Origin of the sequence: Algoriphagus zhangzhouensis (assembly GCF_900148515.1) — a bacterium.
GTDB lineage: Bacteria > Bacteroidota > Bacteroidia > Cytophagales > Cyclobacteriaceae > Algoriphagus > Algoriphagus zhangzhouensis.
On sequence record NZ_FRXN01000003.1, the window covers coordinates 647933 to 664118 of the forward strand.

The 16186-nt window shown below is 39.5% G+C and carries 13 protein-coding genes; 7 read left to right on the top strand and 6 right to left on the bottom strand.

Annotation, left to right across the window (positions count from 1 at the left end; genetic code table 11):
- Window positions 1–42: 42 nt before the first annotated feature.
- From BUF13_RS13120 to BUF13_RS13140, 5 genes are all read left to right on the top strand, one after another.
- Entirely contained in the window at window positions 43–3489 is a 3447-nt protein-coding gene (locus BUF13_RS13120) for a ThuA domain-containing protein (RefSeq protein ID WP_073572246.1), read from the top strand.
- A gap of 57 nt (window positions 3490–3546) precedes the next feature.
- A complete protein-coding gene (locus BUF13_RS13125) occupies window positions 3547–4101 on the top strand; it encodes a GNAT family N-acetyltransferase (protein WP_073572247.1) in 555 nt (184 codons plus the stop codon).
- 94 nt (window positions 4102–4195) lie between these two features.
- Window positions 4196–5815 carry a mechanosensitive ion channel family protein gene (locus BUF13_RS13130; RefSeq protein WP_073572248.1) on the top strand — a complete coding sequence of 540 codons (1620 nt, stop codon included), beginning with the start codon at window positions 4196–4198 and terminating at the stop codon, window positions 5813–5815.
- A 55-nt stretch (window positions 5816–5870) separates the two neighbouring features.
- On the top strand, window positions 5871–6467 hold the full coding sequence (locus BUF13_RS13135) for a DUF2911 domain-containing protein (protein WP_073572249.1): 597 nt from the start codon (window positions 5871–5873) through the stop codon (window positions 6465–6467).
- Between the two features lie 116 nt (window positions 6468–6583).
- A complete protein-coding gene (locus BUF13_RS13140; RefSeq protein WP_073572250.1) occupies window positions 6584–7681 on the top strand; it encodes an acyltransferase family protein in 1098 nt (365 codons plus the stop codon).
- 7 nt (window positions 7682–7688) lie between these two features.
- Here BUF13_RS13140 and BUF13_RS13145 read toward each other — a convergent pair whose 3' ends face one another.
- The 6 genes from BUF13_RS13145 to BUF13_RS13170 form a co-directional block, all read right to left on the bottom strand.
- Complete coding sequence (locus BUF13_RS13145) at window positions 7689–8108, bottom strand: hypothetical protein (RefSeq protein WP_073572251.1); 420 nt, start codon at window positions 8106–8108, stop codon at window positions 7689–7691.
- 6 nt (window positions 8109–8114) lie between these two features.
- Window positions 8115–9152, bottom strand: coding sequence for a proline iminopeptidase-family hydrolase (locus BUF13_RS13150; protein WP_073572252.1), 1038 nt, complete (start codon window positions 9150–9152; stop codon window positions 8115–8117).
- A 111-nt stretch (window positions 9153–9263) separates the two neighbouring features.
- The gene (locus BUF13_RS13155) at window positions 9264–10430 is read right to left on the bottom strand and encodes a Gfo/Idh/MocA family protein (RefSeq protein ID WP_073572253.1); all 1167 of its coding nucleotides are present in this window, start codon (window positions 10428–10430) and stop codon (window positions 9264–9266) included.
- A gap of 99 nt (window positions 10431–10529) precedes the next feature.
- Window positions 10530–11549, bottom strand: a complete 1020-nt coding sequence (locus BUF13_RS13160; protein WP_073572254.1) for a sugar phosphate isomerase/epimerase family protein — start codon at window positions 11547–11549, stop codon at window positions 10530–10532.
- Window positions 11550–11641: 92 nt separating this feature from the next.
- Window positions 11642–12850, bottom strand: coding sequence for a cupin domain-containing protein (locus BUF13_RS13165; protein WP_073572255.1), 1209 nt, complete (start codon window positions 12848–12850; stop codon window positions 11642–11644).
- A 79-nt stretch (window positions 12851–12929) separates the two neighbouring features.
- Entirely contained in the window at window positions 12930–13985 is a 1056-nt protein-coding gene (locus tag BUF13_RS13170) for an aldose 1-epimerase family protein (RefSeq protein WP_073572256.1), read from the bottom strand.
- A 522-nt stretch (window positions 13986–14507) separates the two neighbouring features.
- Between BUF13_RS13170 and BUF13_RS13175 the strand changes: the two genes are divergently transcribed.
- Together BUF13_RS13175 and BUF13_RS13180 are read left to right on the top strand one after the other, a co-directional pair.
- Window positions 14508–15107, top strand: coding sequence for an RNA polymerase sigma factor (locus BUF13_RS13175; RefSeq protein ID WP_073572257.1), 600 nt, complete (start codon window positions 14508–14510; stop codon window positions 15105–15107).
- A 183-nt stretch (window positions 15108–15290) separates the two neighbouring features.
- On the top strand, window positions 15291–16169 hold the full coding sequence (locus BUF13_RS13180) for a FecR family protein (RefSeq protein WP_073572258.1): 879 nt from the start codon (window positions 15291–15293) through the stop codon (window positions 16167–16169).
- Window positions 16170–16186: the final 17 nt, after the last annotated feature.

The window sequence follows — 16186 nt, forward strand, 5'->3', positions numbered from 1 at the left end:
GGAAATTTGAATATCACCTCTTTTCCCCAAACTTAACCATTTATGAAATACCCAAAGAACCTAACAAACCTAGTGGTTTTGCTCCTAGTTGGTTTGCTCTGCTTTACAGGCTGTAGCAACAAAAGAGAAGGAGAGCCCAAAGTATTAATTTTTTATAAAACAGCAGGATTCGTGCATGAATCCATTCAAGACGGTATCGTTGCTATCGAAAAACTTGGAGCCGAAAACGGTTTTGAAGTTGATAAAACGGACAATGCTGAGGACATCAATGAAGATAATTTGGCAAAATACGCTGCAGTTATCTGGCTAAGCACTACTGGCGATGTCTTAAACCAATATCAAGAAGCTGACTTCGAAAGATATATCCAATCTGGAGGTGGTTATGTAGGTATCCACGCAGCAGCTGATACAGAATATGAATGGGGTTGGTATGGAAAATTAGTTGGAGGATACTTCATAGATCATCCAGGCATCAACGATCCACACCCTAACGTTCAGCCAGGAACAGTCCATAAATCTGGAGTTTCCAATCCTGCCGTGGACTTTTTGCCCGATCCATGGGATAGAACAGACGAGTGGTACAGCTATAAAAACATCAACCCAAACACCACCAAACTTTTGATGTTAGATGAAGCTTCTTATCAAGGTGGATACGATATGGGAGAGCACCCTACTTCTTGGTTCCATGACTTTGATGGAGGAAGGGCATTCTATATCGGCGGAGGTCATACAAAAGAGTCTTTTGTAGAAGAAAACTACTTGAAGCACCTTTTAGCAGCAATTGAGTATGCAATCGGAGGCAATGAAAAGCTGAATTATACAGCAGCTAAAAGCAAGCGAGTTCCTGAGGAAAACAGATTTACAAAAACCATTTTGAAGCAAGGTGAATTCACAGAACCTACCGAAATGACTATTCTACCAAATCTGGATATTTTGGTAGCTCAGAGAAGAGGTGAAATCCTGTATTTCAATGATGAAACTGAAGAGCTGACTGAAGTAGCCAAACTGGACGTGTATTGGCAAAGTGGAGTTCCGGGAGTCAATGCTGAAGAAGGCTTGATGGGAATCCAAAAAGATCCGAATTACGCTCAAAACAATTTTGTATTTGTTTACTACTCTCCTTCAGGAGATGAGGAAATCAACAGACTTTCCAGATTCGTTTTCAAAGATGGAGTTTGGGACATGAGTTCAGAAGTTGTGATCATGGACATTCATTCCGATCGCTATATCTGCTGCCATACAGGAGGTTCTATCGCCTTTGATGGTGATGGAAACTTATTCCTTTCTTTGGGAGACAACTCTACTCCTTTCAACCAAAATGACGCAAAATATGTCTTGAACGGCTATGCTCCATTGGATGGAACCGAAGGCAGAAAGCAATGGGATGCGAGAAGAAGTTCTGGAAACGCAAATGATTTGAGAGGTAAAATCCTTAGAATCAAAGTTCAAGATGATGGTTCTTACACTATCCCAGAAGGAAACCTTTACCCTGAGGGAACAGAAGGCACTCGTCCTGAAATCTATGTTCAGGGAAATAGAAACCCTTATAGAATCTCGGTCGATCAAAAAACAGGCTTCTTGTATTGGGGTGAAGTTGGTCCTGATGCAAACAATGATTCCTTGGATATCAAAGGCCCAAGAGGATATGATGAAGTAAACCAAGCTAGAAAAGCAGGAAACTTTGGATGGCCATACGCTATTGGAGACAATTATACCTACCGCGAATTCAACTATGCCACTGGTGATCCTGGTTCCAGATTTGATGCTGCGGGTCCAATGAATAATTCCCCTCACAATACAGGGATTAAACAGTTGCCTCCTACTCAATCGGCATTTATCTGGTATCCTTATGCAGCTTCACCTGATTTCCCTCAAGTAGGAACAGGAGGAAGAAACGCAATGGCTGGTCCAGTTTACTACTCTGACATGTTTACTGCAGATACCAAGTTCCCTGATTACTTTGATGGAAAACTGATCATTTACGATTGGATTCGAGGTTGGATTAAAGTAGTAACCATGGAAGAAAATGGAGATTTCTCCAAAATGGAGCCTTTCATGCCTAACACCAAATTCAATTCATTGATTGATATGGAATTGGGACCTGATGGTAGAATCTACACTTTGGAGTATGGAAATGGATGGTTCTCTAAGAATCCAGATGCTGCTCTTTCAAGAATCGATTACAATGGAGGCAACAGAGCACCTGTTGTAACAGACCTATCAGTAGATCATTCTTCTGGTAAAGCTCCATTGAAAGTTACCTTGACTGCCAAAGCAAGCGATCCTGAAAATGATCCAATTTCTTACCAATGGGATTTGGGTAATGGAAAAACTGAAACTACAGACTCTCCTACCCTGACTACTACATTGGATGCAATAGGAGATTACGAAGTTACTGTGAAAGCTACAGACCCTTCTGGATTGGAAGGCATAAGCTCAAAACTTCCTATCTATGTAGGGAACGTTGCGCCAGTAGTGTCTATCAAAGTAATTGGAAACCAATCTTTCTTCTTCCCAGGCAAGCAAGTAGCCTATGAGGTAATCGTCAATGACGAAGATCATCCTGAGGCAAGCACAGATACCCAAAACTTGTATGTTGCAGCAGATTATATTGAAGGACTGGACCAAGCTGAGGCTGACATGGGCCACAAAATCATGAGTGAGGCGATGACAGGAAAAGCTTTGACTCAATCTATGACTTGTAAAACATGTCATAAAGAGAATGAAGCTTCCATTGGACCTCCATTCGCTGAAGTAGCTAAAAAGTATAGAGCTGGAGATGCTGATTATTTGAAAAACAAGATCAAAAATGGAGGTAGCGGAGTATGGGGAGAAACTGCCATGCCTGCTAACCCTGATTTGAAAGATGTCGATTTGAATGCCTTGGTAGCTTATGTACTTTCATTGAAAGGTGATCAAAAGCCAAGTTTAGGAGCAAAAGGAAGTCTTAACCCAACCATGGGTAAAACTCCAACTCCAACAGGAGCATTGATGATCAATGCAAGCTATACCGATGCTGGCGGTGAAAATATCAAACCTTTGTCTGGAAGTAGCACATTGGTTTTGAGAGGAAATACTTTAAGCATGGGATCAGCTTCCAATCTGGAAGGCTATACCTCAATGGCATTCGATGGCATGGATCTTTTGATGGCTCCAAGCGAACCTGGATCCTTCTCTTTGCCAAATATTGACATGACAGGAATTGGTTCGATCACTTTCGTAGTAGCGACCCAAGAGCCATTGTCAATCCCTGTAGAATTTGAAATCAGAGAAGGTAGCCCTACAGGAAAAGTTTTAGGTTCTGGAACATTTATTCAGAAAAACACTGTCAAAGCTCCGGGTATGCCAATTATCAATGATATTGCTACAATTCCGATTACTGGAGAAACAGATGGTGAAAAACATCCAATCTATATCCTAACCAGTCCTGGTGAAGGTGGAGAATTGGGAACATTCATCATTCTAAACGCAGTATTTAACGCAAAATAATTTGACCGCCAACCATAAATCTAAGCCGGGTTCTTTGGGGCCCGGCTTTTTTAGTCCATGGAAAAAACAATCATCCGTCAGTCTTCATCAAATTCTGATTTAGAAGGAATTCTAAAACTTCAGCGAGAAAACTTATTGGAAAATCTAGATCAGGAAACCATCCAAAAAGAAGGTTTTGTTAGAGTGAAACATTCATTGGAAGACCTTGCAAATCTCCAAAAAGATGAAGGACATGTCATTGCTGATTTTCAGGGTAAAGTTGCCGCATATATTTTAGCGATGACCAAACAATCCAGGGACAAAATCCCTATGCTTTTACCCATGTTTGAGCAATTTGATTCCATTTCCTATGCTGGAAAGAAGGTTTCAGATTTTAATTATATGGCTGTGGGCCAAGTCTGTGTAGGTAAAGATTTCCGTGGAATGGGACTCTTTGCTGAAGCTTATCAAGCATACCGAGATTTTTTCAAACCAAAGTATGATTTCGCAATTACAGAGATTTCTCTCAATAATAAGCGATCACTAAGAGCTCATGAAAAAGTAGGTTTTGAAACCATACACACCTTCAAAGACCAATACGAAGAATGGGCAATCGTTCTTTGGAACTGGTAAAATCGAAATCACAAAATTTATTTTTAAATTCACACTTGATTACAAACGTTTATTTCATAAAAACTATTTTACCAGTTATTTCCAACTGTTAAAAATGAAAAAAGCTCTATCAGTAGTTTTCAATATTATTCTACTTGGTCTTTCCTTATATGGATTTGCTCAGGAAAATGACAGACTTCCAAAAAAGCCGAGATTAGACTCAATTCCTGTAATCTTTTTTGAGGATACTCTTCATTTTATATCTACCTCCATAGGTCCTTTTAGTCCTGCTGAACGGGCCAATCAGATGAGTTCAAAACTATCGCAATTGGTAGAAGATGAGAAATTTGACACCACTTTGCTTTCGCTTAGGGAAGAAGATTTAGCGATTGAACTGCTTCATGGTAATACAATCATAGGAAGTGTCACCGATAAGGATGCAGAGAAACAAAATCTCAGCAAATTAGAATTAGCTGAAATTCAGCTTCAAAATATTAAAGACACCTTTCGGGAAAACCACTCCAATCACACTTTAATCACCCAATTGATTAGAGTAGCCATCTTGCTAGGGGTTTTACTAGGAGTATTCCTTTTGGTAAGGCTGATCAATTTTGGGTTTGATAAACTCATCAAGTTCATTTTCAATAAATTTAAGCACCTATTCAAAGGAGTTACCATTCGAAATTTTGAGGTGATATCCGTGATTAGGCAGGAGCGCTTGTTTTTGATTTTTTTCAAGGGTCTCAAAATCGTTGTTATTGCTTTTTTACTCTATCTATCTCTCCCGGTAATTTTCAGCGTATTCCCATCTACGAAGGCACTCGGAACCAAATTGCTTGGATACATCATTGATCCATTCAAAGCTATTTTCAGCTCTTTTCTGGGATACATTCCAGAGATGATCATGATCTTTGTGATTGGGGTTATTACTTTCTATATCGTAAGGTTTGTCAATTACATCTCTGGAGAGGTCGAACACGAACGCTTAAAAATTCCTGGATTCTATCCAGACTGGGCCAAACCAACTTTTAATCTTACAAAGGTCATCATAATTGCCTTCGCCTTTATAGTTATCTTCCCTTACCTGCCTGGGTCGGATTCCCCAGCTTTTCAGGGAGTCAGCGTATTTTTAGGCCTTTTGATTTCCCTTGGTTCTTCATCTGCCATAGGCAATATCATTGCGGGACTTGTAATAATTTATATGAGAGCTTTCAAATTAGGAGACCGAGTAAAAATCGGCGATACAACAGGAGATGTGATTGAAAAAACCATGCTCGTCACCAAATTGAAAACTATAAAAAACGAAGAAGTAACCATTCCAAATTCAGCCATATTGAATGGAAAAACCATCAATTATAGCAGTGTAGGTGAACCTGGATTGATTTTACACACGTCGGTTACCATCGGTTATGATGCACTATGGAGAAAGGTTCATGAATTACTTATTGGGGCAGTACAAAAAACAGAATTTCTCAAAATGGACCCTGCTCCTTTTGTATTGCAAACCAGCCTTGATGATTTTTATGTAAGCTATCAGATTAATGGATATACTGATCAACCACAGAAATCGGCATTTATTCTCTCTAACCTCCACGCAAATATTCAAGATGGATTCAATGAGGCTGGTATTGAAATCATGTCCCCTCATTATCGGGCCAATAGAATAGGTGACAATCTTACTTTCCCGCCTCAATATATCTCCGAAGAAAAAACAGATTCCAATTCTCAAGAATAAAGAGAGGGATTCTAAAATTTTTGCTAGTTTCAGACACAAAACATAAATCCAAACCATGAAAAAAATCAAAAGTACTTTTGCAGTGATTGCATTGACAGTTTTTACATCAATCGCTGCATTTGCTCAATTACAAACCCCTTCTCTAAGTCCAGCTTCCAGCGTATCCCAAGTAGTTGGATTCACCAAAATCAATATTGACTACTCTTCTCCGGGTGTAAAGGGAAGAAAAATATTCGGAGAAATTGAAAAATATGGCGTGACCTGGAGAGCCGGTGCCAATGCTCAAACCATCATCGAGTTCAGCACTCCTGTCAGCGTAGGTGGTCAAAACCTTAGAGCGGGTAAATATTCCATCTTTATCACTCCGACCGAATCTGGCGATTGGACTGTTCACTTGAACAAAAAAGCTGAATCAGTATTTGCCTACATGGTAGATGGAAAAATTGACGAGGCAGCAGTAGCTAAAGATGATGCAGTTTCATTAAAAGGAAAAACCGAGAGAGGTGGTAGCACTGAAAGGTTGACCTACACCATCTCAGCTGGTGACAATAAAACTGCCATGATCTCTATGGCTTGGGAAAATATCAAAGTCACATTCCCTGTAGACACACAAGTAGACCAAAAACTGGAGCAGTTCAAATCTCAGTTTTAATCTCAAAAAGCTTTAAGCCTTCCAAAATCGGAAGGCTTTTTTATTCCCCACCCATCAAATTTTACCCTTCATTTTTTCAGCATTTTTTATCTTAGGTATTTCTCATTCAACACATTATGACCACCATCAACCCTACCCAGCGATTAGTTTCATTGGACGTCTATAGAGGAATCACCATGTTTCTTTTAGTTGCAGAGGCATCATTGGTTTATGATTCTCTTTTGGAGCTTTTCCATGAAGGAAATCCACTTCACACATTTTTTGTCCAGTTTACCCATCACCCTTGGAACGGTTTGAGATTTTGGGACCTGATCCAACCATTCTTCATGTTTATAGTGGGGGTGGCCATGCCTTTTTCTTTGAATAAAAGATTGGCTTTAGCTGAAAATCGAGGCAAAGTAACTTCCCATATTTTGAAACGCTGCCTGATCCTTTTCCTTTTTGGAACAGGATTACACTGCATCTATTCTGGCAAATTGGTTTTCGAACTTTGGAATGTTCTGACCCAATTGTCATTTACGATCTTGGTCACCTATTTCCTATTGGACAAAGGATGGAAAGTTCAATTGGGCGTTTCTTTGGGTCTTTTAGCTTTAACAGAAATCATGTATAGATTGTATAACCCTGAAGTTCCTTTTGAACATGGAACCAATTTTGGGAACTATACTGACATGATCTTGATGGGCAAAATCAATAATGGAGGTTGGGTTGCTATCAATTGTATTCCGACAGCAGCGCACACGATTTGGGGTGCGATTTGTGGAAATATTTTGCTTTCCAAGAAAGCAGATTCAGATAAAATCAAAACCATTGCCCTCTCGGGAATTGTTGCTTTGGTCATCGGCTTTGGTCTCGATCTGGCAGGCATCACTCCTATCGTCAAAAGAATCAGTACCACAGCTTTCGTCTTTGCCTCTGGTGGCTGGGCCTTATTGGTATTAGCACTTTCATTTTATTGGGTAGATATCAAAAACCACAGAAAGGGAATTTTTCCATTCTTGATTGTAGGGATGAACTCCATTTTCATCTATCTCTTTGCAGAAATCCTTGGCAGATGGCTGAATAGAACGGTAGGCATTTTCACCACTGGCTTTCTCTCATGGACTGGAATGAATGAGCACCTACTAGCTGTAATCACAGCATTTGCAACATTAGGAGCATTGTGGGGACTTTGCTATTTCTTATATAGAAAAGGGATTTTCTTCAGGGTTTAAATCACTTTCAAAAATAGAAGCAAAAAATCAGGAAGAAGATAAAAAGCAATGGTCCAAAACCAAAAGCCATATAGGTCCTTAAGTACTTCTTTCTTTGGGTCTCTTCTAATTGGACTTTGGGTTCTTCCTTTGGAACTAAAATAAAATTTAGTCTCCTATGGATAAAGTAGGTGAAAATAATGGTAATACCTGAAAGGATCAGAGTCCAAATTACCTCCTTATTTTCTGATTCAAACTGATACCTAAAACCAAATTCCACTGCGATCAAAGCGGAAATAATTAATCCATACAAACAAGGGAAAAACACTAAGGTAAAAAGCCCGAAATTATCACCAGACCTAGCGTATTCCACCCCATACTTTTTCAATTCCTGTGTATAAAAGAAGTTTCTAAAATTTAAATAGTGTTTTTGAAAAAAGTAAAACATTACAATTTAGAATTTCCCTTCATCCACATCTTTCAAAAATTGAATCAAGCCCGGGAAAAAGTGCTCTGGATCATCGAATTGAGACAAATGAGACCCTTCAGGACAATATAGATATCGGGCATTTGGGATCTCCTGAGACATCCATTCCATGTGTTTGGGATCCATGGTATCATGCTCTCCACCCACCACTAAGGTTGGAATGGTAATCGTTGACAATTGATCTCGAACATCCCACCCCTCCAAGCTAGCTCCTGGGGTAATCCCAAATTCGGAATGACCCTGCATAAAAACATAAACATTGGGATTCACCTGAGACATCATTCTGGTGATTTCCTCTGGCCATTCATCCATGGGTTTTCTCAATACATGTTGAGGGTAATGATATTCTCCAAGCAATTCCATGTATCGCGGATTTTCGAAATCACCTCTTTTCTCTATTTCCATCACCTCCGCAAAAACTTCTGGCGGCATTTGCGGGCCTAAAACCTCCTTGGCGTATTTTTCATATTCATCCAAGCTGGACATCATATTACAAATGACCAATCCTTTCAGATTATTCTGATATTTGAAAGAATACTCCATTCCTAGCATTCCTCCCCAAGATTGTCCAAGCAAATAGAAATTATCCTTATTTAGACCCAGTTCTTTTCTGACCTGCTCTACTTCATCCACAAACCTCTCAATCGTCCAAAGACTGGGATCATCAGGCTGGTCCGAACCAGCTGATCCTAATTGATCATACCAAATGAATTCTATTCCTTCCTGTGGCAAATAGTCTTTGAAATTGGCATACTGCTCATGAGTCATTCCAGGCCCACCATGAAGCAGGAGTAATTTGATTCGTGGGTTATCGCCTACTTTCTGAGTCCAAACCTTCATTTCTCCTTTTGGCGTCTGAATAGGAATCATTTTGACTTCATCAATCATAGCCTTCATCTCTCCATTATCAGGAATTAGATCCTCGAGTGAATCACTTTCTTTTTCATTTTTACAAGACCAACAAAGTAAAGTGAGAGCGAATAGAATAAAGTAGGATCTTTTCATAAGGCTGGGATGATTTTAGAATAAATTACCACAATTCTAAATCTTGCTCAAATTCAGGGCATAAAAAAATCCAGACTAAGTAGCCTGGATTTTTCCATTACATAACAAACCTTATACTTTTTCTACCCAATCCACTCCGGTATCTTTCCATGCTCTTTCATTGGCTGAATTGATCACGGCTTCACATACTTTTTGAGTTTCAAAGGCATCTCTAAATGTTGGATGACAAGCCTCTCCAGTCTGAAGACTATGGAAGAAATCGGCTACTTGATGGATAAATGAATGCTCATATCCGATGGAAGTACCCGGAATCCACCATCTGTCCATATAGGGATGATCTCCGTCAGTGACGTGAATAGATCTCCAGCCACGAACGATACCTTCATCGTCATGGTCAAAATATTCTAATCGGGTCAAATCATGCAAATCCCATCTGATAGACGCATGTTCCCCATTGATTTCAAATGTATAAAGAGCTTTATGGCCTCTTGCATATCGAGTCGCTTCAAAAAGTCCCAAAGAACCATTATCAAAATGACACTGAAAAGTACAAGCATCATCGATTCCTACAGCTTTCTTTTCGCCAGTTCCTTGATGAACTCTCTCTTTGATAAATGTCTCAGTCATGGCAGAAACATCTTTGATCCCACCATTGATCCACATAGCAGTATCGATACAGTGCGCCAAAAGATCACCTGTAACACCTGAACCTGCAGCTGCCACATCCAATCTCCAAAGCGCATCTCCACCTTGAGGCAAATCTGGACTGATCGTCCAATCTTGAAGGAAGTTTGCTCTGTAGTGAAAAATCTTTCCAAGCTTACCTGAAGCCACAATATTTTTAGCCAAAGTCACTGCTGGGATTCTTCTGTAGTTATACCAAACAGTATTTTTCACACCGGCTTCCTCAACAGCTTTTAGCATTCCTTCAGCCTCTTCTACAGTTCTTGCCAATGGCTTTTCGCAAAGAATCATCTTTCCAGCTTTTGCTGCTGCAATGGCGATCTCAGCATGTTTATCATTTGGAGTACAAATATCTACAGCATCGATATCATCTCGCTCAAGTACTTTTCTCCAATCAGTTTCGTAGGAAGCATATCCCCATTGCTCAGCAAATGCTTTTGCTTTTTCTTCTCTTCTGGAGCAACAAGCCTGCAATACAGGAACGTATTCATAATCTGGAAAAAAGTCTTCCATACGCTTATAGCCATTCGTATGGATTCGGCCCATCAATCCAGTTCCGATAAGCCCTACTCTGATTTGTTTTTTATTACTCATGTTTTTTGAATTTGAAATTTGAAGATTGAGTTTAAAGGTTGAAAAATTGGAAATTTGTAAGGTTTCAGCTTTCTCATTTTAGCCTTCTACCTTTCAATTTCAGCCTTCCCATCCATGTGCCTCACGAACCGAAATCAAGGCCGCAAGAATATCATTCCAGGTTTGTTGGCTTTCCATCACAGAATTTGTGAACATACATCCATCCCAGCAAATGTGCTGAACTGCTTTGGTCAATTTCCCATCACTATCTCTCAACCAGTAACCTGCATCGTGAGCTATATCCAACAACCCATTCGGGTCTGTGGCCTGGCAGTGTCTGCCTGTTTTATCATGAGAACCTGAACCGAATACAGATCCGTCATTTTGAGCTACGTGGAAGTCAATCGTCCATGGTCTTAGCGCATCGGTCACAGTCTTCAATGCCGCTTCAATTGCACCACGATCCTTCTCGTCTTCTTTTGCCAAGATTCTATGCTCTGGAGCATTGTAACCCATGGTGTACAAAAAGGTATGGGACATATCCGCCTGGAAACCTACATTTTTTCTATCCACCCTTTCTAAAAGGTCCACCATATGTTTCCAGCTATGCATAGCACCCCAGCAGATTTCTCCCTCAGCAGCAAGTCTTTCACCAAAATCCGCAGCTACATCGGCAGCTTCCTGAAAAGTCTGAACAATCAGCTTGGTATTGCCTTCAGGGTCTTTTGCCCAATCGGAAACTCCCGCCGCTGAATCAATTCTCACCACACCATAATGTCTTACACCCAACTCCTTTAGCTTTTGACCAAATTCACAGGATTTTCTGACCATATCCACAAAAGTCTTTCTCTGCTCAGCAGATCCCATCGCAGATCCAGCCCAAATCGGGGCAACTAAAGAGCCTACATTCAGATTGTATTTGGAAACTTTATCCGCCAGTTTTTTGGCTTCATCTGGATTATTCAAGTCAAAGTGCGGCTCTAAAAGTCCCACATCAATTCCGTCGAATTTGACACCATTAACCTCTGCAGCGGCCGTCATTTCCAACAAAGAATCAAAAGGGATCACTGGCTCAGAATCTGGTCCTTTTCCGACCAATCCCGGCCAAGTGGCATTATGAAGTTTAGGGAAGTTATTCATAGTTATTAGGGATTTAAATATTGAAAGATTGGAAAAATTGAGAATCAAGCTCTAAGGGTAAAAGCGCTGGATTCTCATATCCTCCTATTAATTTACAAAACTGTCAAGTCAGGGTTTCTTGGTCCAAAATGCTTCAACATCACGATAGGATCAGTTTTAGACATATTGGTAATTTTCACACCTGCTTTTGCCGCATCTTCAGACACGAAGTACTCATCATGAGTCAACTGACCAAAACGGATCAAAGCTGGGGTTTCAATATCCCAAGCACCCATTTTTCCATAACCCTGCATCATGATCATACCATAAGCTGCAGAATCTGTAATGGTCACCGTCTCACCAGGAAGAACTGTCAATTCTTTAGCTGAATAATCATGAGATCTATAGCAAATCCAGTTTTCATGATATCCAGCTGCGTGCATTTCATTGACATCAGAAACTGGCTTCGGCTCCATATAGTGATTATCCATCAAGTTTGGATTTACATTGAGATCCCAATCGATCATCTCAACCAATAATTCATAATCTCCCCAACGGTTCTTCGGAGTAGCATTCCAAAGTAGTTCTTCAGGGATAATCGCCTCATTTACCAAAGATTGGTACATGGCAAAAATATCGGAAGCCTTCTGAGGCTCATAAGTACAAAGGGAACCTGGCGCATGAAGCATCCCTGGAGGAACATCCCATCCTGTACCCGGTTGCAATCTGAATGCTTGAGAATAATTGGTGATTTTATTATCGCCTTTATTGAAGTTTTTCAAACAGTCTAGGATGATCTCTTTGCTTGTTCCCGGAGCGATCCCAAAGAAGGTATATGGAAAATCACCTCCGTGGTTATTGAGCTGAGGAGGGAAATAATAGGCCTCTGGCTTTCCGTTTTGATTGGTCAACTTTCCAAATTCATCGCTTGGGTGAATGTGATGAGGAAGTGGTCCCATGTTATCAAAAAACTTGGAATACATCGGCCAGGACTTGTATTGATCCCAAAGTCTGGATCCAATAACCTGAGCTCCTAATTCATCGATTGCATCTTTTAAAAGGAACAATTCGGTTTTACCTCCATCTTCATAGGCAATATGCGATAGGCCTTCATTTTTGGAAGTCAAAGGACCATTTTCTGCAGGGGTAGTAGACGAAAACCAACGCTCGTCAATTCCTCCTCTTGCTCCACCTAATGCATAATAATCATCTGGATGTAGCTTTATTCTTCTTCCCGGCACACAAAAGGATCGGGGTACCCATGTTGGGGTGAGTCTTAAAATTCCTTCCCCCTGCTCGAGGGCCTTTTTTGCTAAACTCATGGTAATGGTTATTAGATTTTTGAGTTATTATTATTGAAAAATTGAACTTAGGGAAATTCCCCCTTGGCCAATTTATTTACTAGTTAAATTCATTCACTTCATCTCCAGTCAACACTTCCAACTTCAAATTATAGGTCCTCTTTTCTCCAGGCTCAAGCAGGATCAAGCTCCCATTTTCTCTTGCATTTTTCTGACCTATCGGCGGGTGAGTAGCTGGCTCTAATGCCGTCACGTATTCGCCTTTTCCCCAATGCTGCCAATTGATTAACCAAGGCAACTGATTCTTGGAAAAAGTGATTTTCAATGCCAAGCCCAAATCGTCATTGGCATAACCGCAAACAACTGTCCCTCTAGAATCAGCTTTTGGATCTATAAAAGCCACATCTTCACCAAATCCAGCATGCTCATCCATTGGAGGTGCGCATCTGGTAAATTCATGTTTTATATTAAACTGGGTATTGTTAGCATCTGTCGCCTTAGGCTTCTTTTCCCCTTGCCAAATGATTCTTGCTCCTTCATCGATCAATGGCCAACCACAATTGATATGGTACAAAAGCATATGAGGTGCTTTCTGATTTCCCAGATTAGCCACAGTATCTTGTATCTGGATCTCTGCACTTCCAATCCTCCCAGAAATCTTCCTGGTCATTTCCAAATGAGGTCCAAAAGTGGAAGATTCTCTGACTTTAGCTACTATCTCAAAATCAAGATCCCCTGAATGTATATCAGGCTGTTTGATAGAAACCAATTCAGCTGGAGTATTCGAATATTTACCATGCAATCCTTTGGCACCGCTTTCATCTTCATTAGGCGGTCCGGCATTGGACAAACCACAGGTGGTCAAAAGCCCGCCAGCAAAAGTTCTTAGCCATTCAATGCCCTTGTCAGAGAATGCCTGTGGGGAAGCGACTCCATTATGTGAGATCCAAGCAAGACTATGTTCATTATGAAAGGCATCTACGATGTCCATCCCTCTATCAAGGACCAACTTATACCTTAGACCTGTCCCCGTATTTATCCAGGCAATTCGGGTTCCTCGACCTAATCCATTGTCTAAAACGGAGGTTTCGATGCCTCCCAACTGCTGAAAGTTGGATATTTTATTTTTCCAATTGGATACTTTTCCGAGGTTCATTTTGGGTATAATAGAATCTGTTAAACCTATAAAAATGCCTTCCAGAGTCCATCCTGCTGTATCAGGACAAAACTTGGATTGAATTTTAAAAGTTAAAAAATGAACGGAATAAAATTCCGCCGTTAATCAAAAAATCAATCTCTAATTTTTAAAGGCGATTTATTTCAAACTAAAAATCCCATACACCAACACTCCAACCTTTTGTTAAGGAAAGAAAATCTTACTCCACAATTAAAAAAACATAAAACTCATTTCAACAAGGATGAATTAGCCCATCTAATATTTGAAATGCATAAAACATAGCTCAAAAAGACTAAAAATGTAATCAATTGACATAAAGACACTTACATTTAAATTATTTCAGAGAAACCAGTTTTATCAAAAGTCACATATTTTTTATCTTTTTATACAAATTATCAAACCATGATTTGACTTTTCAACAAATTTTAACTCAATTCAATAAGATTATTTACCCTGTTTTTAAGTTTTACTCAATTTCAAATCTCTTTTTCCCTTCTTTTTATGTCCGAAAAATCAAATATCGACAACAGGCTTCTCAAGGGAATTAAAAATGGATCTGACCTAGCTTTTGAAGAAGCCTACAACAGATATTGGAAACAGCTTTTCAATTTTGGAATGAAAAAACTTGATCAAAGGGAGACCGTGGAAGGAATTGTTCAGGAAGTCTTTATTGATCTTTGGGTTCGTCGCAGTAAGTTGGAAATCAATCAAACGCTTTCAACCTACCTTCACTCTTCTGTAAACTATAAAATCATCAATCAATACAAATCTCAATCAGTCAGGAGAAAATATCTAGACACACTGAAAAGTCAATATGCACATTTGGAATTTTCAATTGAGGAAATGATCCATTTTAATGACTTAAAACTAAGAATCAGTAGTATAACTGAGGAATTTCCCTCCCAAAGAAAAAAAGCCTATGACTTGAGGTTCAATAAGGGATTGAGTTATAAAGAAATCGCCGAAACTATGAAAATCTCCGCCAGTACTGTGGAGAAACATTTAATCAGAGCCATCAAAGACCTTCGAATAAGCCTTAAAGAGCTGACTTTAACTGGCAGCCTACTCCTATCACAAGACTTTTTATTCTGCATTATCTAATTAATTCAAAATAACCACCAGACAAAAGGGCATTTAACAGACCAAATACAAACTTTTTTAAAATTTTTTAATTTTTTATTCAAATCACACTGGAGGAAAATTCATTCTCAGTTGACTAATAGGGGAAAACGATCCAAAATACCCAAACATTTCCTAACTAGCTTCTGAGAAACTTAAACAAGCATGCAGAACGACAAGGAGTATTTGGATGGATTAGATGAAAGCGAAAAAGTCGCTTTGAAATCAAAGTTGTTGAAAGGAATTCGAAAAGGAATAGCTAAAGAAGACGCTCGAAAGAAAACAAGGGAATCAATTTGGAGAACAACAAAAATTGCCGCCTCATTCTCCCTTATCATTCTAGGCCTTATTTCAGTTTGGGTTTGGACAGGAAAAAATGAAGTGAACTATCGGACCTCTGATAATGAAATCCTTGAAATATCATTACCCGACAGCTCAACTGTCATTCTCAATTCCAACTCTAGCTTGACATATCAAACTAGTAGGTTTTCGGGTTTTGACAGAAAAGTAAAGCTAGAAGGTGAGGCTTATTTTTCTATCCAAAAAGGCAACAACGGAGAACTCTTTGAAATAAATAAGGAAAGTGATTTAAGCGTAACTGTTTTAGGCACACAGTTTAGTGTCAAAAGCTCGGAGAATCTTCAAAAAGTAATCCTTATAGAAGGTAGTGTAAAGCTAGATTTTCATTCTGAAGAAAGCTCTTCTGAATACCTAATGACTCCTGGGGAAGCAATCAGGTTAACCACGGGTAATAATCAGCTGCACTCTAAAAAGTTTGAAGACCCTGAAATTTTGATTTCATGGAAAAGCCGAAAGCTAAAACTGAAAAACCAATCATTGTCTGAAGTTCTAAATACCGTAGCGGAGATTTACGACTTAAAATTAGACTTGGAAGGGATTAGCCATGACAACAATAGGGTTTCAGGAAGTTTACCGCTGTATGACGACCCAATGGAAGTTTTTACGAATCTGGAAATTTTGTTTGAAACTCCCATCGAATTAAAAGGGAATCAAGTCAACGTAAAACACTCCGAACTCAATTAACTATTTCTAAAGAGCAA

What these genes read in the sequence shown, in the direction of transcription:
- BUF13_RS13120 (WP_073572246.1), top strand. Translation starts at nt 43, where the DNA reads ATGAAATACCCAAAGAACCTAACAAACCTAGTGGTTTTGCTCCTAGTT.
- BUF13_RS13125 (WP_073572247.1), top strand. Translation starts at nt 3,547, where the DNA reads ATGGAAAAAACAATCATCCGTCAGTCTTCATCAAATTCTGATTTAGAA.
- BUF13_RS13130 (WP_073572248.1), top strand. Translation starts at nt 4,196, where the DNA reads ATGAAAAAAGCTCTATCAGTAGTTTTCAATATTATTCTACTTGGTCTT.
- BUF13_RS13135 (WP_073572249.1), top strand. Translation starts at nt 5,871, where the DNA reads ATGAAAAAAATCAAAAGTACTTTTGCAGTGATTGCATTGACAGTTTTT.
- BUF13_RS13140 (WP_073572250.1), top strand. Translation starts at nt 6,584, where the DNA reads ATGACCACCATCAACCCTACCCAGCGATTAGTTTCATTGGACGTCTAT.
- BUF13_RS13145 (WP_073572251.1), bottom strand. Translation starts at nt 8,108, where the DNA reads ATGTTTTACTTTTTTCAAAAACACTATTTAAATTTTAGAAACTTCTTT.
- BUF13_RS13150 (WP_073572252.1), bottom strand. Translation starts at nt 9,152, where the DNA reads ATGAAAAGATCCTACTTTATTCTATTCGCTCTCACTTTACTTTGTTGG.
- BUF13_RS13155 (WP_073572253.1), bottom strand. Translation starts at nt 10,430, where the DNA reads ATGAGTAATAAAAAACAAATCAGAGTAGGGCTTATCGGAACTGGATTG.
- BUF13_RS13160 (WP_073572254.1), bottom strand. Translation starts at nt 11,549, where the DNA reads ATGAATAACTTCCCTAAACTTCATAATGCCACTTGGCCGGGATTGGTC.
- BUF13_RS13165 (WP_073572255.1), bottom strand. Translation starts at nt 12,850, where the DNA reads ATGAGTTTAGCAAAAAAGGCCCTCGAGCAGGGGGAAGGAATTTTAAGA.
- BUF13_RS13170 (WP_073572256.1), bottom strand. Translation starts at nt 13,985, where the DNA reads ATGAACCTCGGAAAAGTATCCAATTGGAAAAATAAAATATCCAACTTT.
- BUF13_RS13175 (WP_073572257.1), top strand. Translation starts at nt 14,508, where the DNA reads ATGTCCGAAAAATCAAATATCGACAACAGGCTTCTCAAGGGAATTAAA.
- BUF13_RS13180 (WP_073572258.1), top strand. Translation starts at nt 15,291, where the DNA reads ATGCAGAACGACAAGGAGTATTTGGATGGATTAGATGAAAGCGAAAAA.